Annotated in this window: 18 protein-coding genes; 2 read left to right on the top strand and 16 right to left on the bottom strand. The window is 37.1% G+C overall.

The features are described 5' to 3' along the window. Positions 1–5: 5 nt before the first annotated feature. The 11 genes from nusA to rpsB all read right to left on the bottom strand — a co-directional run bounded on the left by nusA (position 6) and on the right by rpsB (position 14,873). Positions 6–1,202, bottom strand: coding sequence for a transcription termination factor NusA (gene nusA, locus DOK81_RS07325; RefSeq protein ID WP_206909695.1), 1,197 nt, complete (start codon positions 1,200–1,202; stop codon positions 6–8). A gap of 21 nt (positions 1,203–1,223) precedes the next feature. Next, entirely contained in the window at positions 1,224–1,697 is a 474-nt protein-coding gene (gene rimP, locus DOK81_RS07320; protein ID WP_067484222.1) for a ribosome maturation factor RimP, read from the bottom strand. A gap of 304 nt (positions 1,698–2,001) precedes the next feature. Beyond that, positions 2,002–6,354, bottom strand: a complete 4,353-nt coding sequence (locus DOK81_RS07315; protein WP_206909694.1) for a PolC-type DNA polymerase III — start codon at positions 6,352–6,354, stop codon at positions 2,002–2,004. Positions 6,355–6,495: 141 nt separating this feature from the next. Further along, positions 6,496–8,205, bottom strand: coding sequence for a proline--tRNA ligase (locus tag DOK81_RS07310; RefSeq protein ID WP_206909693.1), 1,710 nt, complete (start codon positions 8,203–8,205; stop codon positions 6,496–6,498). A 66-nt stretch (positions 8,206–8,271) separates the two neighbouring features. Continuing rightward, a complete protein-coding gene (rseP, locus tag DOK81_RS07305; protein ID WP_206909692.1) occupies positions 8,272–9,540 on the bottom strand; it encodes an RIP metalloprotease RseP in 1,269 nt (422 codons plus the stop codon). Positions 9,541–9,887: 347 nt separating this feature from the next. Continuing rightward, a complete protein-coding gene (locus tag DOK81_RS07300) occupies positions 9,888–10,688 on the bottom strand; it encodes a phosphatidate cytidylyltransferase (protein ID WP_206909691.1) in 801 nt (266 codons plus the stop codon). Next, entirely contained in the window at positions 10,685–11,497 is an 813-nt protein-coding gene (locus DOK81_RS07295; protein WP_206909689.1) for an isoprenyl transferase, read from the bottom strand. The genes DOK81_RS07300 and DOK81_RS07295 overlap by 4 nt, the downstream gene beginning before the upstream one ends. A gap of 190 nt (positions 11,498–11,687) precedes the next feature. Continuing rightward, positions 11,688–12,245: a ribosome recycling factor gene (gene frr, locus DOK81_RS07290; protein WP_206899827.1), complete on the bottom strand. Its 558-nt coding sequence runs from the start codon at positions 12,243–12,245 to the stop codon at positions 11,688–11,690. 2 nt (positions 12,246–12,247) lie between these two features. Further along, positions 12,248–12,970: a UMP kinase gene (pyrH, locus tag DOK81_RS07285; RefSeq protein WP_206899828.1), complete on the bottom strand. Its 723-nt coding sequence runs from the start codon at positions 12,968–12,970 to the stop codon at positions 12,248–12,250. A 139-nt stretch (positions 12,971–13,109) separates the two neighbouring features. Next, entirely contained in the window at positions 13,110–13,991 is an 882-nt protein-coding gene (gene tsf, locus DOK81_RS07280; RefSeq protein ID WP_206909687.1) for a translation elongation factor Ts, read from the bottom strand. A gap of 99 nt (positions 13,992–14,090) precedes the next feature. Next, on the bottom strand, positions 14,091–14,873 hold the full coding sequence (gene rpsB, locus DOK81_RS07275) for a 30S ribosomal protein S2 (RefSeq protein WP_067484207.1): 783 nt from the start codon (positions 14,871–14,873) through the stop codon (positions 14,091–14,093). 353 nt (positions 14,874–15,226) lie between these two features. Here rpsB and DOK81_RS07270 point away from each other — a divergent pair, with 353 nt between their 5' ends. Further along, positions 15,227–15,697 carry an ArgR family transcriptional regulator gene (locus DOK81_RS07270; protein ID WP_206909684.1) on the top strand — a complete coding sequence of 157 codons (471 nt, stop codon included), beginning with the start codon at positions 15,227–15,229 and terminating at the stop codon, positions 15,695–15,697. A gap of 86 nt (positions 15,698–15,783) precedes the next feature. On the opposite strand, the gene argS is transcribed toward DOK81_RS07270, so the two are convergent. The 5 genes from argS to arcA form a co-directional block, all read right to left on the bottom strand. After that, positions 15,784–17,475 (bottom strand): arginine--tRNA ligase, encoded by a 1,692-nt coding sequence (gene argS, locus DOK81_RS07265; RefSeq protein ID WP_206909682.1) that lies wholly within the window; start codon positions 17,473–17,475, stop codon positions 15,784–15,786. Positions 17,476–17,615: 140 nt separating this feature from the next. Further along, positions 17,616–17,738, bottom strand: coding sequence for a hypothetical protein (locus tag DOK81_RS12385; RefSeq protein WP_277988517.1), 123 nt, complete (start codon positions 17,736–17,738; stop codon positions 17,616–17,618). 179 nt (positions 17,739–17,917) lie between these two features. Beyond that, positions 17,918–18,865 (bottom strand): carbamate kinase, encoded by a 948-nt coding sequence (arcC, locus tag DOK81_RS07260; protein ID WP_206899840.1) that lies wholly within the window; start codon positions 18,863–18,865, stop codon positions 17,918–17,920. A 101-nt stretch (positions 18,866–18,966) separates the two neighbouring features. Continuing rightward, on the bottom strand, positions 18,967–19,986 hold the full coding sequence (gene argF / locus DOK81_RS07255; protein WP_206909680.1) for an ornithine carbamoyltransferase: 1,020 nt from the start codon (positions 19,984–19,986) through the stop codon (positions 18,967–18,969). A 111-nt stretch (positions 19,987–20,097) separates the two neighbouring features. Then, positions 20,098–21,327: an arginine deiminase gene (arcA, locus tag DOK81_RS07250; protein WP_206899841.1), complete on the bottom strand. Its 1,230-nt coding sequence runs from the start codon at positions 21,325–21,327 to the stop codon at positions 20,098–20,100. Positions 21,328–21,798: 471 nt separating this feature from the next. On the opposite strand from arcA, the gene DOK81_RS07245 reads away from it, so the two are divergent. Beyond that, positions 21,799–22,509, top strand: coding sequence for a Crp/Fnr family transcriptional regulator (locus DOK81_RS07245; RefSeq protein WP_206909679.1), 711 nt, complete (start codon positions 21,799–21,801; stop codon positions 22,507–22,509). Positions 22,510–22,540 lie beyond the last annotated feature (31 nt).

Raw genomic sequence — 22,540 nt, 5'->3', positions numbered from 1 at the left:
TACAATTAAGCTTCTTGATCTGTTTTCTCAGTTGCTTTAGTTTCTTCAAAAGCCATTGCTTCGTATTCATCAGCTGTTAGGTCTGATTCAACGATTGCTTCATCATGGAGTTCTTCAACTACTTCTTCTACAACTTCTTCTTTTTCTGCTCGTTTTTCATAAAACTCAGCCATATCTGATTCAGATTTGATGTCAATTTTATGATTTGTCAATTTTGCAGCTAAGCGAGCATTTTGTCCACGTTTACCAATTGCTAAAGATAATTGATAATCAGGTACAACCACTGTACAAGCTTTCGCATTTGTTTCGTCAAAAATGACATCCATTACTTGAGCTGGGTTCAATGCATTCGCAATAAAAATTGCTGGATCTTCGTTCCATTCAACGATATCCATGTTTTCACCCTTTAGTTCGTTTACAATTGCTTGAACACGTTGGCCTTTAGGTCCTACACAAGTTCCAACAGCATCAATATTTGCATCGTTTGAACGAACAGCAACTTTTGAACGGTCGCCTGCTTCACGAGCAATACTTACGATTTCAACTAGTCCATCGTAAACTTCAGGTACTTCTTGTTCAAATAAGCGACGTAATAAGTCTGGATGACTACGGCTTACAAAAACTTGAGGGCCTTTTGATGTGTTTTCAACACGTGAAACGTAGACTTTGATTCGGTCATGTGGTTGATAAAATTCGTTTGGCATTTGGTCTTGTTTAGACAAGACTGCTTCGATCTTACCTAAGTTCACATAGATATAACGTTTGTCCTGACGCTCAACGATTCCTTGCATGATGTCTTTTTCGTATTCGCTGAATTCGTTATAAATAATTGTTCTTTCAGCTTCACGAACACGTTGCAAAATCACTTGTTTTGCTGTTTGCGCAGCAATTCGTCCAAAGTCTTTAGGCGTAACTTCAAAACGGATTGTATCTCCTAATTCATACGCCGGATTAATCAAAAGTGCGTCTTTTAACGACACTTCTAGTTGGGAATCCATTACTTCTTCTGTAACTTCTTTCACCGCATAAACATGGATGTTTCCTTTTTTCTGATCAAACTCTACTTCTACATTTTGGGCTTGTCCATAGTGACGTTTATAAGCAGAAACTAAAGCAGCTTCCAAAGCGTCGATCACGATTTCTTTTGAGATACCTTTTTCAGCTTCTAAAGCATCTAACGCGTTCAACATTTCTTTACTCATTATTTTGATTCCTCTCCGTAATTAAAATTGAATAGCTAAGCGAGCTTTCGCAATATTTTTACGTTCAATGGTTAATTCTTTTTCGCGTGTTTTTATGCGAATTTTTAACGTTAGTTGCTCAGCATCAAATGATTGAAGAAAACCTTCGTATTGTTTTTCTCCATCAACAGGTTGATATAAAGACACATGGACATAATCACCTAGTGCTTTTTCATAATCTGCTTCTTTTTTCAATGGACGTTCTGCTCCAGGAGATGACACCTCTAGGAAATAGGCTTGAGGAATCGGATCTGGATCTGCAGCATCTAGCTTCTCACTTAATTTTTCACTGACATAGACACATTCATCGATGTCAATTCCGCCTTCTTTGTCAATGAATACTCGTAAAAACCAGTTTTTGCCTTCTTTTGTAAACTCTACTTCTACAAGTTCAAAATTTTGTTCATCTAAAATCGGGGTCACCATTTCTGTGACTGTTTCAACGACGCTACTCAAAAATTTCGCCTCCTTAAAATTGGCTACGTAATTCCATTAAAAAGAGTGAGCGAAAATTCCGCTCACTCACGATTAGTATCATTACCAATGAAAACTATACCACAAATTTCATAAAATGACAAGTTTACTGGTTATTTATTACTTTCTTCAGCAACTCTATTCGTTTAAAATAAATGCTTGCTAAAATTTTTTTCTGTTTTTTGATTCATTTTTATTTTTTGTAAAAAATTTTCTCGTAAAAAAATAAAAGCACCAACGTTTAAACATTGGTGCTTTTTCTTACCCTTTTGTTAAGAAAAATTGTCTATAGCATATCAAACAATGATAATTGATTTTCATCTGGCAGATCTTTTAATACACCATTATCATCCATGTATTCAATCAGTGTTTTAGAAACTTTTCCTCGCGTTGCTAGATCTTCTTTTGATAAGAACGGTCCATCTTTTCTTGCTTCCACGATTTGGTTTGCCACGTTGGTTCCCAAACTAGGGACTGCACGAAACGGTGCAATCAGCGTATCACCATCAATCACGAAATTTGTTGCATCTGATTTGTACAAGTCGATCATACCAAAATGGTAGCCACGTTCTAGCATTTCATTTGCTAATTCGAGTACCGTTAACTGATTCTTTTCTTTCACTGAAGCTTCTAATCCTTTATCAGTGATTTCTTTCATCGCTTCTTTGACAGCTTCTTTTCCTTTACACATCGCAACTAAATTAAAATCATCCGCACGAACAGAGAAATAAGCACAGTAATAAAGAATTGGAAAATACACTTTAAAGTACGCTACTCGCAAGGCCATCAGCACATAAGCTGCCGCATGGGCTTTCGGGAACATGTATTTGATTTTTGAACAGGAATCAATATACCAATCTGGCACGTTGTTTTCCTTCATTGCGGTTAAATATGTTTCTCTTAAATCATCAGGAATTTTCGTCCATAAACCTTTACGAACGGTTTCCATGATTTTAAATGCCATCCCACTATCTAAGCCAGCATGGATCAAATAAACCATGATGTCATCCCGACAACCGATTACTTCAGCCAAAGTTGCATCTCCACGGCGAATTAGTTCTTCCGCATTACCTAACCAAACATCCGTCCCGTGGGATAGTCCAGAAATCTGTAACAATTCAGCAAATGTTGTTGGATGTGTTTCTTCAAGCATCCCTCGTACAAAACGCGTGCCAAATTCGGGAATTCCCAAGGTACCCGTTTTTGAAAAAATCTGATCCTTATCAACTCCCAATACTTCTGGACCAGCAAAAATCCGCATAACTTCCGGATCATCTGTTGGAATCGTTTGTGGATCGATTCCAGATAAATCTTGGAGCATCCGAATGACAGTCGGGTCATCGTGTCCAAGAATATCAAGTTTCAATACGTTATCATGAATCGAGTGGAAATCAAAGTGAGTGGTCTTCCATTCAGAATTCTGATCATCTGCAGGATATTGAATAGGGGTAAAATCGTAAACATCCATATAGTCTGGGATAACAATGATCCCCCCTGGATGCTGTCCAGTTGTTCGTTTCACACCAGTTGCACCCTTAGCTAAACGGTCGACCTCCGCTCCACGAAATTGTAAGTTGTGATCGCGTTCATACCCTTTCACAAACCCATAAGCCGTTTTGTCTGCAACAGTTCCAATGGTTCCAGCTCGATAGACATATTCCTCACCAAATAAAACTTTCGTGTAGTTATGCGCTTCTGCTTGATAGTCCCCCGAGAAGTTCAAATCAATATCGGGAACCTTGTCACCATGGAAACCTAAGAATGTTTCAAATGGAATATCGTGACCATCTTTATTTAAGCGTGCGCCACATTTTGGACATTTTTTTTCTGGCATATCAAAACCAGAGCCATATGTGCCATCTTCAAAAAATTCCGAATACTGACAGTTAGGACAATAATAATGTGGCGCTAGTGGATTAACTTCTGTGATCCCGGTCATTGTCGCTACGAAACTCGAACCAACAGATCCGCGGGAACCAACCAAGTAACCATCTTCATTACTTTTATGCACAAGCTTTTGAGCGATCAAATAAATAACTGAAAACCCATTTCCGTTGATTGAATTCAGTTCTTTTTCTAAACGTTTTTGAATGATTTCTGGTAAAGGATCACCGTATAATTCTTTCGCACGATTATAACTTAATTCGGTGATTTCATCTTCTGATCCAGGAATTTTTGGTGTATACAATTCATCTTTAACTGGGATGATTTCTTCACAACTGTCCGCGATTTTATTGGTATTATCAACAACGATTTCTTTGGCAAGTTCTGCACCTAAAAAGTTGAATGCTGTTAACATTTCATCCGTCGTTCTGAAGTGAACATCCGGTAAACTATGACGATTAAGTGGATTTGCTCCTCCCATCGAGTTGATTAAGATTTTTCGATAAATACCATCTTCTTCATTTAAATAATGGACATCACCCGTAGCAACAACCACCTTGTCTAGCTTTTTCCCAATGTTTACTAAATTTCGAATGATTTCTTCTAAATCGTGTTCATTTTTCACTAATTCTTGTTCTAACAAAGGAGCATAGACTGCTTTTGGCATCACTTCGATATAATCATAAAATTTTGCGCGATTTTCTGCTTCTTCGACCCCTTTTTGCATCATTGCTTCAAAAATTTCACCTTTATCACAAGCAGAACCAACTAAGAGATTGTCTCTAAATTTTTTCAGCTGTGAACGAGGAATCCGAGGAACTCGCTCAAAATAATTGATATTTGACATCGAAATCAATTTGAACAAATCTTTTAGACCAGCTTGATTCTTCGCCAAAAGCGTTGCATGAAACGGTCTAGCTCGTTTATAAGAATCTCCTTCACCGACATGATCATTTAACTGATCGTGATAAAGCATCTCATGATTTTCCATTGCCTCTTTGACAAAAATCCAAGCCAAATGACCTGTTGCCTCCGCATCAAAAATGGCGCGGTGATGTTGTTCTAAACTGACACCGAATTTTTTGGTCAATACACCCAAACCAAATCGTTTAAATTGAGGATATAAATAACGTGCTAATTCTAATGTGTCAATCACAGGATTTTTTGCTTCTGGAATTCCATAACGTGCATAACTTGTATTTAAGAAACCCATATCGAAGGTCGCATTGTGGGCAACTAAGATCGAGCCTTCAGAAAATTCAAGAAACATTCTTAAAACTTCTTCTTCAGATTTCGAGCCACGGACCATTTCATCTGTAATACCTGTTAAGTCTACTGTGGTTCTTGATAATCGATGACCAGGATCAATAAATTCATCAAAGCTTTCAATGACATTTCCTTTATGCATCTTGACTGCGGCTAATTCAATAATCGTATCATAAACAGCTGACAGACCAGTCGTTTCCACGTCAAAAACCACATAAGTCGCATCGTTCAATGAATCGTGTGCATCATTATAGGCAATTGGCACGCCGTCATCAACAACGTTTGCTTCTACGCCATACAAAATCTTGACTCCAGCCTTTTTTCCAGCGCTATGTGCTTCCGGAAATGATTGTGCCCCTCCGTGATCCGTAATGGCAATTGCTTTATGTCCCCATTTACCTGCTTGCGCAACGAAATCAGAGATACTATTCGTCGCATCCATTGTACTCATGTTGCTATGAAGATGTAGTTCAACTCGTTTTTCCCCTTCAGGAGCATAGTCTTTACGTGGTGTGTGCTTGACTTCAACAATATCTTGGGCATTCATCACCAAATCGCGCACGAATGTATCTTCTTGGATACTTCCTCGAACTTTCAGCCAGCTTCCTTTACTAATTGCATCGAAAACTTGTTCATCTTTTTCACCATTTGAAAACTTTTTGACAATGAAAGAAGAGGTATAATCCGTGATTTTCAACGTTAATATTTTTCGTTTAGAACGTAGTTCACGAACCTCTTTATCAAATACATACCCTTCTAAAATGACACGTCGCTCTTCTTCAACGATGTCAATCATTGGTGTAACAGGATCATCTGTTGGAATATTGCGGCCAAGTTGAATTGGTCCTTCCAAAGCAGGCGCTTGCTCTTTCTTTTCTTTTTTCTTTTGTTCATGAACAAGTAGACTTTCAGCAGCTTGCTTCATGAATGCTTCTGCTTGTTCTTGCTTGCGTTCTTCAAAAAGTTCGAGCACACGAGCCGCTTGTTCTTCATCGACTTCCGGTTCGATATGGAATTTAGGAAACCCATAGTTAAGATAAAGTTCTTCTACCAAAGGTAAATATTGTTGTTTCAAATAAGAAATCGCACCCGTTTTGTCAACCGGCAGCACGATTTTTCGATCTTTTAAAATAGGAACTTGCGTCTTTAAGACTTGTTGGACTAAGGGTGTGTCACACTGTTGACTTTCTAAAGCCTGTGCCCAATAATCTTGCAACAACTGTTCATCAAACGATTGATCCTCCACTTTGATTATTACTTTAACCTGTGCAATGTCGTTAAACGCGATTGTCAGATGTTGTAGGAATGAACGATACAGCATAATCGGTAATATTTGCGAAAAATGAAGCGTAAATTCCCATAGACGTGATTTACGATGTACGACAACACGTTCCATTTCGCCAGTAGAAATTAACGGATGATTTTTTTCTTCATCCTCTAGTTGAATTTGTTCTAATAGTTTTTCAAACAAATCTCGTTTTTCTGACAAAAAAATACGCCCTTTCTAGTTTATTTGTTTATGAGACAAATAAATTTTTTCAATACTATTTAGTATACTCGTTTTTCTTTTGATTTACATTAAAAAATTCGAGAAAGACTTCGTCTCTCTCGAATTTCGAGGTTATTTGAATTATTCGCCTTGGTTCAAAAGAATTGGTAATGTATTCGCAAGCTCTTCTTTACGTACTTCTACCATTTCACCAGTCTTCTTGATTTTCACTTCGACGATTCCATCAACGGCTTTTTTACCGACAGTAATCCGAATTGGGCACCCAATCAAATCTGAATCTGCAAACTTAACTCCCGCACGCTCGTTACGATCGTCCACTAATACTTCGTAGCCTGCTTCCATCATTGTTTGCTCAACCTCATTTGTCAAGTTAGTTTGATAGTCGTCTTTCAAGTTCATTTGGACAACATGTAGATCGTAAGGAGCAATTCCTTTAGGCCAGTTGATACCATTTTCATCTGCATTTTGTTCAACGATTGCTGAAAGTAAACGACTTACACCAATACCATAACAACCCATGATCACGAATTTTTCGCGACCATTTTCATCTAATACCGTTGCACCCATTGATTCACTATAACGAGTACCTAGCTTGAAAATGTGTCCAATTTCAATTCCTCTTGTGAAAGCAAGAACACCATTATTATCTGGTGAAGGATCGCCCTCTTGGACAAAACGTAAATCTTCATAAGAAAGAACAGAAAAATCACGTTCTGGATTTACATTGATGTAGTGGAAGCCAGTTTCATTTGCTCCAGCAATCGCATTTGCCAAGTCTTGAACGTGACGGTCTGCATAAACTTTTACCTCATCTGCTAAGTTCACTGGACCAACAGAACCGAAATCAGCTCCAAGATACTTTTGCGCATCTTCTTCTGTTGCTTCTTCTAAAAAGTCGGCACCTAAGAAATTTTTCAATTTGACATCATTGACTTCATGATCGCCACGTATCAATACCAATACAGGCTCTTCATCTGCAATAAATAAAACAGATTTGATGATTTTTTGTGATTCTACATCAAAGAAACCAGCAACCTCTTCAATTGTTTTCACATCAGGAGTTGCCACCTTTTCTAATGCCAGTTGCGTTTCATGTGATTTTTTAGGCACATAATAGCTTGTTGCCATTTCCAAATTGGCTGCATAGTCACTTTCTGTTGAATAACAAATAGTGTCTTCTCCAATTTCAGAGATTGCCATAAATTCTTTAGAATCTTTTCCACCCATGGCACCGCCATCTCCGATAATTGCACGGAAGTCTAAACCACAACGTTTGAAAATCTCAGTATACGCTTTTTCATAATCTTTGTATGTTTCATCTAAACTTTCTTCTGAAGCATGGAAAGAATACGCATCTTTCATAATAAATTCACGACCACGTAACAACCCGAAACGAGGACGTTTTTCATCGCGATATTTTGATTGAATTTGATACAAATTTAGTGGCAATTTTTTGTATGAATTGATTTCATTACGAATCAATTCTGTGAATGTTTCTTCATGAGTTGGTCCCAAAATCATTTTGCGATCGTTGCGGTCATTTAAACGGTACAAGTTTGGACCATACGTGTCGTAACGACCAGATTCTTGCCAAAGTTCTGCTGGAAGAATTGCAGGCATCAACATTTCAACTGCACCAATTTTTTCAAATTCTTCCCGCATGATTGTTTTTAATTTTTCCAATACACGGTTTGCTAATGGCAAGTAAGAATAAATACCAGCAGATACTTGACGAATATAGCCAGCTCGTAACAGCATTTGATGGCTTAATACTTCGGCATCATTTGGTACTTCCCTCAGTGTTGGGATCAACATCTTTGATTGTCTCATTTTATATACTCCTTTAATCCTCAAAATAGTTATCGCTTGTTATTATACCCTATTTGTCAACTCTAGTTAAAAAAAGAATCGTTGAATATCATTCCATGTTACTAAAACCATCAATAGCATCAAGAAGCCGAACCCAATCAAAGTTAAGATGCCTTCTTTTTCTTGACTTAATGGTTTACCACGTACACCTTCAATGACATTTAAGACCAATTTACCGCCATCTAATGCTGGAATGGGTAATAAATTCACGATTCCCAAGTTCATTGAAAGCATCGCCATTAACCCAATGACAGTCATCATTCCTTGACTAGCTGCTTCAGAAGACAACTGGAACATCATCACCGGTCCACCTAGTTTATTCAAACTAAATCCTGTGAATAGTGACCCTAACGCTTTGAATATTTCTAATGAGCTACTGAAAGCTTGTCTCGTTCCACCCACGATTTTATCAATAAAACTGGTTTTCATTGGCGCTTGTATACCAAGTTGCCCCACTTCCTGCCCGTTGGATTCTACTGTTTTGGGTGTTACTTCGATTTCTTGAACTTTTCCATCACGTTGGACTTCAAAATTCAATTTTTTCCCTGGATTTGCAGTAATCTGACTTGTTAAATCAGTCCATGATGCAATTTTTTTATCATTAATACTTAAGATGTGGTCATTTTCTTTTAAACCAGCTACTTCAGCTGCGCCATCAGGAAGTACCGCGCCAATTTGATTCGTATTTGTTACCTGGACGCCTCCCTGCATGAATGCAAGCACAATGAACAAAAGAATCGCTAAAATGAAGTTATTCATTGGCCCAGCAAAGTTAGTTAACATGCGTTGCCATAATTTTGCCGATTGAAATTGAACATCTCTAGGTGCAATCCGAATTTCTGTTCCATCTGCCTCAATAATTGTAGCATCATGATCTACCGGATAGGTCACTGCTTCAGAATCATCGCCATTAACAAAGGCCGTAATCGTTAGCTCATCCTCTAGATCGTAACGAACAAGTTCTACTGGAATTCCATTCGTTAATTGAACTTTTTTACTTAAATTGATTTTCTCTACGACACCATCAGAATTGAGTGAAAGTGACAGTGGCATACCTGGAGCCATCTCTGTCTCATCGTCGCCATTACCTGCCATTCTTACATAACCACCAATCGGTAATAACCGAAGTGTATATGTCGTTCCATCTTTTGCTTGATGTCCATAAATTTTTGGACCCATACCAATTGCAAATTCTCGGACTAGGATTCCTGATCGTTTCGCAAAGAAGAAATGACCAAATTCGTGGACGATAACCAAAATACCAAAAACGATGACAAAAGTTAGAATCGTTTTCATAGTTTACTTCTCCTTTACTTTTTCTAGCATTATTCTAGTTTTTATGAAGATAAACAACATAATTTTACCACAGTCTGACACAGACACCAATAGCTACCTTTCGAAAACAAAAAAGAGTAGCGACAATACTCACTACTCTTTTCATTGGATCAAAAAAATTTTTTGATCGATTTAGAAATGATTTTACCTTACTACTTTCTAATTGGTGCTAAGTATTTGGAATCACAACTCTATCTACAGTATTCAAGAAGCAACTTCTTCAAAATAAGTCTATATTTCTCAAAAATTGAGGGAATAATTTCTAGCAATTTATTTTTATTAGAACTAAACACTTCTTTCACACTCTTTTAAATTACACCAAACAATTGCATGATTGGGAAAACAAATAGCAAACTGTCAAAACGATCTAAGATTCCACCATGACCCGGCAAGATATTTCCTGAATCTTTTACATCATAGTGACGCTTGATTGCTGACTCAACTAAATCACCAAACTGACCAACAACTGAGAAGACAATGGTTAACAACAACATAACTAGTGTTCCATGATTGAAGTATTCTTTTCCAGGGAATAACAAGAGATAGATCAATGCCACAACGATTGCACTTACAATACCTCCCAGCGCTCCTTCAATTGTTTTATTTGGCGAAATTGCTGGAATCAATTTGTGCTGACCAAAGCGACGACCAAACATATAAGCACCGATGTCCGTTGCCCAAACAATAAACAAGCCAAATAGTAATACAACTAAACCTTCTGTTCGCGCATTCACGAAATTCTGGAACCCCATACCAACGTATAAACTTACAACCACGGGAAATCCAGCTTCATCAATAGTATACGTATTTTTTGAAACCACACTTGTTCCCAATAAAATCATTACAACAAAATAAAAAAGCATAAATGTACTCGTATTTTCTGGTAAAAAGAAAAACCACCGCTCTTTTGGCAACACCAGAAAAACCGCACCAATCGCAGATAAGATTCCTTCAAAACTTAATAACGTTAATCCTTTCATTCTAAACAGCTCGTAGACACCTACTACTGCTAGCAAAGCCCCTAACAATTCAACAGCCATTCCACCAATCCAAATGATTGGAATGAATAAAATTAAAGCAACGACAGCTGTGATCACTCGTTGTTTCATGATTGATCCTCCTCATTTTTATCCAATTTTTTTACGCCACCAAAGCGACGGTCACGATTTTGATAAGAAGCAATTGCTTCCTCCAAATGATTACCATCAAAATCTGGCCATAATGCTTTTGTAAAATAAAGTTCACTATAAGCAATTTGCCATAATAAGAAATTACTGATTCTTTCTTCTCCACTAGTCCGAATGACTAGTTCAGGATCTCGAAGTTCCTTTGGTAAAAACCCTGTCATCAAGTGATTCGCAATTATTTCTTCGTCAATTGCTTCAACAGCTAATTCTTGATTATTGATTTCAGTCGTAATCTCTTTCACTGCCGTCACTATTTCCGCTCGACTCCCATAATTCAATGCAAAGTTCAACACCATTCCAGTGTTTTCTTTAGTTTGATCGATTGCACGACGCACAGCATCTTGTGTGTGGCTTGGCAACACGTTTTCATACCCCATCACGTGGACTTTCACATTTTCCTTAATAAGTTCTGGCACGAATGTATCAAAAAAATCAACAGGCAATTGCATCAAAAAATTAACTTCATCCGTTGGTCGCTTCCAATTTTCAGTCGAAAATGCATAAAGGGTCAATACTTTCACACCCAGATTTGATGCTGCCTTCGTTACTTTTTTTACAGTTTCCATCCCTTCTTTGTGTCCTGCAATTCGAGGTAATCGGCGATTTTGTGCCCAACGACCGTTTCCATCCATGATGATGGCGATGTGTTGAGGAATCTTTCCCTCAGCGCTAAATTGAAACTCACTTTTTTCTTGAATATACTTGTTTTTTTGCGGAAAAAAACGTAACATTCTTTTCCCTCCTATGCTTAAAATTCCCACTATCCTACACATTATAGCAATATCTCTTTCTATTTCCTATGAAATCCTGATTTTTTCCAAAAAATTTGTTTATTTTTTTGAAAATTTTTAAGTTTCCATCAAAAAAGGAGTAGCAAAATCAATCTTGATTTTGCTACTCCTTTTGAAAAAACTTGGAAGACTAAACTTCTAGTAATTCTTTTTCTTTTTCACCAGCAATTTTATCTAGTTCTTTAATGCTGTCATCAGTCAATGCTTGAACATCTTTTTCTAGTCCGCGCAAATCATCTTCTGTAATGTCACCATTTTTTTGTTGTTTTTTGTAGGCATCCATCGCATCACGACGAATATTACGAATAGCGATTTTTGCATTTTCTGCTTCTTTTTTAACATCTTTCGCTAATTCTTTACGACGTTCTTCCGTTAATTGCGGGATAACTAAACGAATAACATTTCCATCATTCGTTGGGCTGATACCAATGTCGCTTGCCATGATCGCCTTCTCTACATCTTGAAGAATACTTTTATCAAAAGGCGTGATCATCAATACACGAGCTTCTGGAATTTGGATTGATGCCATTTGGTTCAATGGTGTTGGTGCACCATAGTAATTAACTGTGATTCGGTCTAATAAACTTGCATTCGCGCGTCCAGCACGGATTTGTCCAAGTTCACGTTGTAAACTTTGTGCTGCTTTTTCCATTTTCTCTTTTGCTTCTGCCATAATTGCATCTGCCATCTTTATTTCCCCCTTACAGTAGTTCCAATATTTTCGCCTAAAATTGCACGGCGGATATTTCCATGTTCATTTAGATTGAAGACAACTAATGGGATATCATTATCCATACTTAATGAGCTTGCTGTTGAATCCATTACTTGCAATCCCTTAGCAATCACTTCCAAGTGAGTTAATTCTTCAAACTTAACTGCATTTGCATCAACTTTTGGATCTGCAGAATAAACACCATCTACATTATTTTTAGCCATTAAAATAACATCAGCGCCAATTTCAGCTGCGCGCAATGCTGCCGTTGTATCCGTTGAGAAGTAAGGATTACCTGTCCCCCCAGCAAAAATAACAATGCGTCCTTTTTCCAAATGACGTTCTGCTTTACGACGAATGTATGGTTCTGCGATTTGACGCATTTCGATCGAAGTTTGTACACGTGTCGGTACACCAACGTTTTCTAATGTATCTTGTAAGGCTAAAGCGTTCATAACAGTCGCTAACATGCCCATGTAATCAGCTTGCGCACGTTCCATACCCATTTGAGCACCTGTTTGTCCGCGCCAGATGTTTCCGCCTCCTACAACGATTGCCATTTCAACGCCTAACTCGTGGACTTCTTTGATTTCTTGAATAATTTCTTTAATGACTGGAGGTTTAATTCCAAATCCTTCATCTCCAGCTAAAGCTTCACCACTTAATTTTAAGACTACACGTTGATATTTTGGTGTGACCATGTTCATTCCTCCAATGTTTTCTATTGCCATTTTACCATAATTAGTTGATTTAGCCATTAAATGCTTGCATTTTTTGGCATTTGCCTAAAAAAAGGGAGCGCACAATAGTGTGCGTTCCCATCTGTTTTATTCAACAGAATTATTTTTTCACTTGGCTCATAACTTCTTCTACAAAGTTATCTTCACGTTTTTCGATTCCTTCGCCAACTTCAAAACGAACAAATGATTTAACAGTTGCACCTTTAGAAGCTACGAATTTTTCAACAGTCATATCAGGATCTTTGACGAAAGGTTGGTCAACCAAAGCGATTTCTGCTTTGAATTTTTTCAAGCGACCTTCCACCATTTTGTCAACGATGTTAGCAGGTTTGCCTTCGTTTAATGCTTGTTCAGTTAGAACAGTTCTTTCATGTTCTAATTCTTCAGCAGGGATTTGTGATTCATTTACATAACGAGGGTTGATAGCAGCAACGTGCATAGCAACGTCACGAGCAACTGAATCATCAGTTGTACCATCTAGAACTGTCAATACAGCAATACGTCCGCCCATGTGTAAGTAACCACCAAATGCAGCGTTATCTTCTTTTTCAACTACTTCAAAACGACGGAAGCTGATTTTTTCTCCGATAACTTGTGTAGCTTCAATTAATTCAGACTCGATTGTACCTTTTTCAGTTTTGATTTGCATTGCAGCTTCCATGTCAGCTGGTTTGTTTTCAGCAACTAATTCTGCAATTTCTTTTACTAAATCTTGGAACATTTCATTTTTAGAAACGAAGTCAGTTTCTGAGTTAACTTCAACGATTGCTGCAGTGTTACCTTTAACAGCAACTGCTGCTAAACCTTCAGCTGCAATACGATCATTTTTCTTAGCTGCTTTAGCCATTCCTTTTTCACGTAAAAGATCAACTGCTTTTTCAATGTCGCCTTCTACTTCTACTAATGCTTTTTTCGCATCCATCATACCTACGCCAGTCATGTCGCGTAGTTCTTTTACCATTTTAGCTGTAACGTCTGCCATTTTATAGTCCTCCTAGTAGTGTTTTTCTTTAAAAAAAGCTGTTTCAAAGGAGAGTGAGGCTTGTCGCCTAGCCTTTGAAACAGCTCCATCATTCAAAAATTATTCTGCTGAAGAGTTGTCGCCTTCAACAACATCAACGATTTCTTCGATTGATGTTGCATTGTTTTCTGCTACAAAATCTTCTTCAACCACTTGGTCTTCACCTTGGTTTCCTTCGATAAATGCATCAGCCATTTTTGAAGTGATCAATTTAACGGCACGAATTGCATCGTCATTTGAAGGGATTACTACATCGATTTCATCTGGATCGCAGTTTGTATCAACCATAGCTACGATTGGGATATTTAATTTATGAGCTTCTTGAACAGCAATACGTTCTTTACGAGGGTCAACGATGTACATTACATCTGGGATTCTTGGCATATCAGCGATACCACCTAAGAATTTTTCAAGACGTTCGCGTTCTTTGTTCAAACCAGCAACTTCTTTTTTAGGTAGAACTTCAAAAGTTCCATCAGCTTCCATTGCATTGATTTGTTTCAAACGGCTAATACGTTTTTGGATTGTATCCCAGTTAGTCAATGTTCCACCTAACCAACGGTGGTTTACAAAGTATTGACCTGCACGAGTTGCTTCTTCTTTGATTGCTTCTTGTGCTTGTTTTTTAGTACCTACGAATAATGCTACGCCGCCTTCTTCAGCAACGTTTTTCATGTAATCATAAGCTGCATCTACTAATTTAACTGTTTTTTGTAAGTCAATGATGTAGATACCGTTTCTTTCTGTGAAGATATATTTCTTCATTTTTGGGTTCCAGCGACGTGTTTGGTGACCAAAGTGTACGCCGGCTTCTAGTAATTGTTTCATAGAAATTACTGCCATTTTGTGTTTCCTCCAATTAGGTTTTTATTTTCCTCTTCTTGTCTTCAAACTTGCCAGCAAACTTTTACAAGCACCTACCGACAATCCAACAAAAATGTGGATTTATTGATGCAAAAAAGCATCCTTGGTTATTATACAGATAAAGTTTATCTATAGCAATAAGAAAAAGAAGTTTTCTGCTCAACATTCATTAGTTTAACGGAAGAAGCTGATTTTTTCAAGTAAAATTCTTACTTCCACTTGAATTTTCTACTATGACTTCCTATTTAACTCTTTCGATTAAAAAATGCAGGTGGGCAATCCTAGCTTTTTTTGTTATGATACGGATGAAATCTTTTGTAAAGGAGAAAACGATGCGAAAAGCCGACCGACATTTATTGATTAAACAAATTATTGAAGAGTTTCCCATTCGAACACAAGAAGATTTATTAACGAGATTAGGTGACTATCAGGTAACCGCAACGCAAGCAACGATTTCTCGCGATATTCGCGATTTAAAAATCGTCAAGGCACCTGATGCTGATGGTCTTTCCCGCTTTGTTTTATTTCATGGTGAAGACGATGACGAAACAAAAAATGAAGAAGAACAACGTTTAATTCGTATGATTGAAGAAATCGTACTAAAAGTCGAACGTGTCCACTTTTTGACAATCATCGGTACCTTACCAGACAATGCGCATTTATTTGCTTCCATCTTAGATGACATCAAGCCACCGCATATGCTTAGCACCATTGCTGGATTTGATACAGTCATCGTACTTTCTGAATCAGAAGAAGATGCCAAGAAAATCGAGTTGTATTTTAAAAAGCACTTATTACATTGATAATCAAAAAAGCAACAGACTTCAAACTTTACATTTGAGTCTGTTGCTTTTTATTTTTGTTTTCGATTCTAAGAAAAATAGTTCAATTACATTTTATCTGGTGCGTGTAAGCCAAGTAAACGTAAATCTTCTTTCAATAGAACAGCTACTGCATAAACAAGTGCTAGACGAGATTCTTTTTGGCCATCATCAGCCAAAATCTTTGTATGTGCATAGTATTTGTTAAATGCTTGAGCTAATTTGATTGCATGTTTTGCAATAATTGAAGGTTCGTATTTTTCGCCAGCAGATAAAACAGTTTCTGGATATTTTTGAACCAACTTGATCACTTCCCAGCTGCTTTCATCATTTAATGCATAATGTGTATCAGCTGACGGAACAAAGTTTGCTTTTTCGAGTAAGCTCATTGCGCGAGCATGTGTATATTGAACGTAAGGTCCTGTTTCGCCTTCGAAACGTACAACTTCTTCTAAGTTAAAGTCGAAAGTATTCAAACGATCATTTTTCAAATCATGGAAAATTACTGCGCCAACACCCACTTGTTTAGCAACGATGTCTTTGTTTTCCAAGTCTGGATTTTTTTCACTAATTTGTTCTTTTGCAGAATCGATTGCTTCATTTAAGACTTCTTCAAGTAAGACAATTTTGCCTTTACGTGTGGATAATTTTTTACCGCCTTGGGTAATCAATCCAAATGGAATGTGATGCATTTCATCTGACCAATCAAAACCAAGTTCTTTCAAAACAGCTTTTAATTGTTTAAAGTGATAGCTTTGTTCATTCCCAACAACGTATAAAGATTGTGCAAAATCATACGTACGTTTGCGGTAAAGTGCCGCAGCCAAATCACGAGTGATATAAAGTGTTGCACCATCTGATTTTTTGATCAAGGCAGGATTTAAATCATAAGCAGTTAGATCAACGATTTCGGCACCTTTATCTTCTTTTAATAAATGTTTTTCTTCTAAAAGTTCTACGACTTCATCCATCTTATCATTATAGAATGCTTCACCATTTAGTGAATCAAAACGAACTTCTAGCAAATCATAGATTTTATTGAATTCCTTCATTGATTCATCACGGAACCATTGCCATAATTCAATGGCTTCTGCATCGCCTTCTTCTAGACGTTTAAACCAAGAACGTGCTTCATCATTTAATTCTGGTTCAGTTTCGGCTACTTCATGGAACTTCACATAAAGACGTAATAATTCATTGATTGGTTCAGCTTTGACCGCTTCTTCTGAACCCCACTTTTTATAAGCAACGATCAATTTACCAAATTGTGTTCCCCAGTCACCTAAGTGATTGATCCGAATGGGTTGATACCCAATTTTTTCTAAAATAAAACCAATTGAGTTTCCGATAACTGTCGAACGTAAGTGTCCCATTGAGATTGGTTTGGCAATATTTGGTGAAGACATATCGATTGGTACCGTACCTTGATTACCAATTGTGCTATCACCATAATGTGCTTGTTGTTCTACTACTGCTTGTAGTACAGCTTGGCTAATCGCTTCTTTATTCATAAAGAAGTTTAAGTATGGTCCAACCACTTCGATTTTTTCAAAGTTTTCTGGTGCAATTTTTTCAGCTAAATCTGCTGCAATTTGTTGTGGTGCTTTACGATAGATTTTTGCTAATGAAAAAGCTGGAAAAGCAACATCCCCATGATCAGCTGATTTTGGATTTTCTAATAATTGTTGTACTTGTTCAAGTGTTAAGTCGTCTTTCACTACATCATAAACGGCTTTTGCAACTAAGTCTTTGTTATTCATTTAAGTTCCTCCTAAATTTTCCATGATTGTTGAAGACAATAAAAAAAGTCTCTAGCAATCACAATTACTGTGATTGCTAGAGACGAGATTACCCGCGGTACCACTCCAGTTGTCTTATCCACTAAGACCCACTCAATCTGTTATCGGTAGATGACCGTCCGCTTTGATTCACTCAAAGGCAGAAATTCTCCAAGTGCGCTTCGTTGTGTTTTCTTCATTCGGCTCCCACCAATCACCCGAACTCGCTCAGCAAGAATCAGCACAAGTACTCTCTTGTTCAACAAATCATAAAAGTATTAAACTGTTTTGAATTATAACAGAAAAAAACATTTCTGGCTAGCTCCTTTATAAAAAAAACCGCCCAGATGGTCTAAAGGAGAAGAAACTCCACCTGGGCAAAAATAGCTATAAATCATTTCGTTTACACGAAAGACTTAACAAATTAATCAGCAACAACAATCGTTCCTTCTTCAGATGCCAATAAGTTTTCAATGTTTTCTAAAGAAGTGATGATTGCTTTTGCTTTTGGTCGAGCTTCTACAAATTGAATAGCTGCTTCAACTTTTGGCAGCATACTACCAGGAGCAAATTGGTCTTCACTGATATATTGTTTCATTTCTGAAATGGTTACAGTTTCCAATTTCTTTTGATCAGGTTTTTGATAGTTGACATAAACATTGTCCACGCCAGTTAAAACAATCAATAGATCAGCATCAATGATTTCTGCCAATTTTTCTGAAGCAAAGTCTTTATCGATTACTGCTTCACGACCTTCTAAGCCTGTTGCTGTTTCAACTACTGGAATGCCACCACCACCAACAGAAACAGTAACTACACCTTGATCAACCAACGCTTCGATTACACGCGCTTCTTTGATTGAAATTGGTTTTGGTGAAGCAACTACTTTACGCCAACCACGACCAGCGTCCTCTTTAAACGTGACATTTGAATCTGCTTTCATTTGTGCAGTAGCTTCTTCTTCTGAATAGAATGGACCAATTGGTTTTGTTGGATTTTTGAAAGAAGGATCGTTTTCATCTACGATAACTTGTGTGACTAATGAAACGACATCTTTGTCAATACCTTTTTGTTTCAACACTTCACCCATTGCATTTTGTAACCAATAGCCAATAGAACCTTCTGTCATTGCAACACAAGTATCTAATGGCATTGCTGGTGTTTTCTCCGAATCAGCTGCTTGTTGTTGGATCAATAAGTTACCAACTTGTGGGCCATTTCCATGAGAAATGATCAACTCGTCACCTTGTTCAATAAATTTCACTAAGTATTTTGCTGTTTCCATCAATGCTTCTTGCTGTGCTTTTGCACTTGCATCAGTCGATAAAATCGCGTTACCGCCTAAAGCGACAACTACTTTTCGGTTTGCCATATTATTCGCCCTTTCTTCAGACAATGTTAATCAATGACAAAACGAGGCAGCAAGCACTCGCGTCCTCTGCCTCGTTTTGTACATGAGATGAATGTGGTTTATTAAACGCGAGGGATAAACAAGTTGCCTAATGTTGCAGCCATAATTGCTTTGATTGAGTGCATACGATTTTCAGCTTGTTCAAATTGACGTGCATATTTGCTACGGAAGACTTCGTCTGTTACTTCCATTTCAGTAATACCAAAGCGTTCTTTCATTTGTTCACCGTAAACAGTGTTTGTATCATGGAATGCTGGTAAGCAATGCAAGAAAATCAAACGATCTGTATTATGTGTTTTTTCAACCATTTCCATGTTGATTTGGTAAGGTTTCAACAGTTTGATGCGTTCTTCAAATTTGTCTTCTTCACCCATTGATACCCATACGTCTGAATAAAGTACGTCAACACCGTCAACACCTTTATCAACATCGTCAGTAATCATTAGTTTTGCACCTGATTTAGCTGCAAAGCCTTCTGCTAATTTCACGATTTCTTCTTCTGGTTGTAATTCTTTCGGTGCAACGATACGCATGTTTGTTCCTAAAATAGCACCAGTTACTAATAATGAGTTCGCCATATTGTTACGGCCATCACCACAGTAAGCAACAGTGATTCCTTCAACTTTTCCGAAGTTTTCTTGGATTGTTAAGAAATCGGCAATCATTTGAGTTGGATGCCATTCGTCAGTTAAACCATTCCAAACTGGAACGCCTGAGAATTCAGCAAGTTCTTCAACCATTTTTTGACTGAAACCACGGAATTCAATTCCGTCAAACATACTACCCAATACTTTAGCTGTATCTTCTGTTGATTCTTTTTTACCTAATTGGATATCATTTGCGCCTAAGTATTCTGGATGAGCACCTAAGTCAATCGCAGCAGTTGTAAAAGCTGCACGTGTACGTGTAGAAGTTTTTTCAAATAATAAAGCAATGTTTTTACCTTCTAAGTAATGATGTGGAATGCCACGTTTTTTCAAATCTTTTAAATGTTGAGAGAAATCAATCAAATATTGTAACTCTTCTTTAGTAAAATCTTTTTCTGCTAATAAGCTTCTTCCTTGAAATACTGATTCTTTCATAATAAAACATTCTCCTTTAGTTTGTTTTTATAATTTAAGACGGAATTTCATTGATTTAAGAGGAAATCCCAGCGACAGCTGACAGTAGGACTATCGCTGGAAAATTCAAACTTATTTCAAATCTTCACGTACAAGTGGTTGGCTCATGCAACGTGGACCACCACGACCACGAGACAATTCACTTGAATTGATTTCCAACACTTTGATACCGTAGCTTCTTAGTAATTCATTTGACACATAGTTACGGTTATATGTGACAACCACACCTGGTGCAATAGCTAACGTATTTGAGCCATCATTCCATTGTTCACGTGGCGCAACAATTGCATCGCCATTACCAGTTGGAATCAAGACTAAATCATCTAATCCTAAAGCATCTTTCAATGTTGCATGTAGATCATCTGAGTGAGTGATCTTGATGTCATCACCATCTGGAACAATTGTATAGACATCGATTTTCCCGTTTTTACTTTGAATTGCTGGATGGATCGTAAATTTATCATAGTCAACCATGGTAAATACTGTATCCAAGTGCATCATGGCACGATTATTAGGGATCTTGATTGCTAGAACTTTTTCAAATCCTGAGTTTTTAGCGAACAAGCGACGTGCCATTGTTTCTAAAGCTTTTGCATTGGTTCTTTGTGAGATTCCTACTGCGACAACTTTATCACTTAAAACTAGTTCATCTCCACCTTCAATATGTTCAGTAGTATCACGATCTAACCAAACTTCGACACCTTTATTTGCAAAGCGTGGATGATGATTCAAAATATACTCAGTGAACATTGATTCACGACGACGTGCCTCAAAAGTCATACGATTGACAGTCATCCCATTTCCGATTGATGCGGAAGGATCTCTTGTAAAGTATAGGTTTGGCATTGGGTCCATGTAGAATGGATATTCATCGTCTGCTGATAAGTCGTACAAGCTGTTTGAACGAACTTCGATGTCCTTTGTACGAACACCTGCCATAATTTTATCTACCATTTCTTGTGTTTCCATTGATAGAAGGAACTCATGAAGACCATCTCTCACAGCATTTGATGCAATGTGCGATTCGTCTAACATTTTGTTTAGGAATTGCTCTTTCACATTGCCTGCATCAATTGCTTCTGCAGCGAGTTTTTCTAAATAAAGTGTTTCAACGCCTTCATTTTGTAACGTCTTAGCAAATAAGTCATGTTCCTCTTGAGCAATTGGAAGATATGGAATGTCATCAAATAATAGACGATCCATAATATCTGGTGTCAAGTTTTCAACTTCCTGTCCAGGCCGTTTTAACAAAACGGTTTTTAACTTCCCTATTTCAGAGAAAACGTGAATTGGTTTATCCATGTTGTGTTGCCTCCTTCGTTTTGATTACATGTATAGAATACCGTCATTTTGTAACCCTTTTCATAATTTCTTTGCATTTAAAACGAGAGATCCTTCACGTTAATATTCCGTTATTAAATAATTAAACGTTTTTCTTCATTTTATTAAGTTTTATTCATTCTTTACAGGTAAAAACACTCTAAAAAAAATATTTATTCATCAAAAAAATATTTTTGAATATAATAAATTTATTGAAATAATAACGTTGTTAGCGTTTACTTATTAAGCGATATCTTTTTTTATGCAATATATCTTAAACTAAGTCACTAATATTCATTTACGTGGATTATTAATGAATATTTTCTCTTTAATAACAAATTTTTTTATCTATCCACTAATTTACCGTTTAATTACCGTTATTTCTTTGCCTTTACAAATCAAGTGAAAAACGGGACAATGGTAGTAGTGAAGAAATAAGGAGAGAGGTTTGACATGCGAATAACTAAAATTGATTACCATTTTTCCAAATTACGATATCAACCAGACTTCATGCATTTTACTGACGAAGAATTTCAATTGATCAAGGAACATACTGTCCTTCGTTCCTATAAAAAAGGACAGATTCTTTTTGATGAAGGCGATGAACGTCAACGCTTCTATATTTTAACAACAGGACTCGTTCGTCTTGAACGTTATGATGAAAGTGCCACTTATTACTACTATGACTATGTAAATGCGAGCACCTTATTTCCTATGGCAGGAATCTTTGAAGCACAATCCTATGCTTATACTGCACAAGCAATGACAGACATCGATACATTTTATTTACCCGTGAGCATTTATGAGAAACTTGCGCGAAACAATTCTGAACAACTGATTGCACTTATTCATAAAATTTCAAAAGTTGTTGAGATGCATGAATTACGAATTCAAATTGGCTTAACTTCCAGTGCGTTTGATCGAGTAAAACAAAATTTATTTATTTTAAAAGAAGAGCTCGGTGTTCCAACAGAAGATGGACACATTTGTATTCCTTATCCAATCACCCTAAAAGAGTTAGCTGTTAATAGCGGAACTACCAGAGAAACTGCTGGCCAAGTCATCAAACAATTGCGCGATAGCGGATTACTTGACTATCGAAAAAAACAATTTACTTTTTGTAAAACCGCCGTCACTCCTGCTTTAAGAGATACCGATGAATAAAAAAAAAGTAGCAAACAACTTGAATGTTGTT

The organism is Enterococcus sp. DIV0660C, assembly GCF_017316125.1.
Taxonomy (GTDB): Bacteria; Bacillota; Bacilli; order Lactobacillales; family Enterococcaceae; genus Enterococcus_B.
Note: the sequence above shows the minus strand (reverse complement) of the source record. Positions and strands in the feature narration are given on the sequence as shown.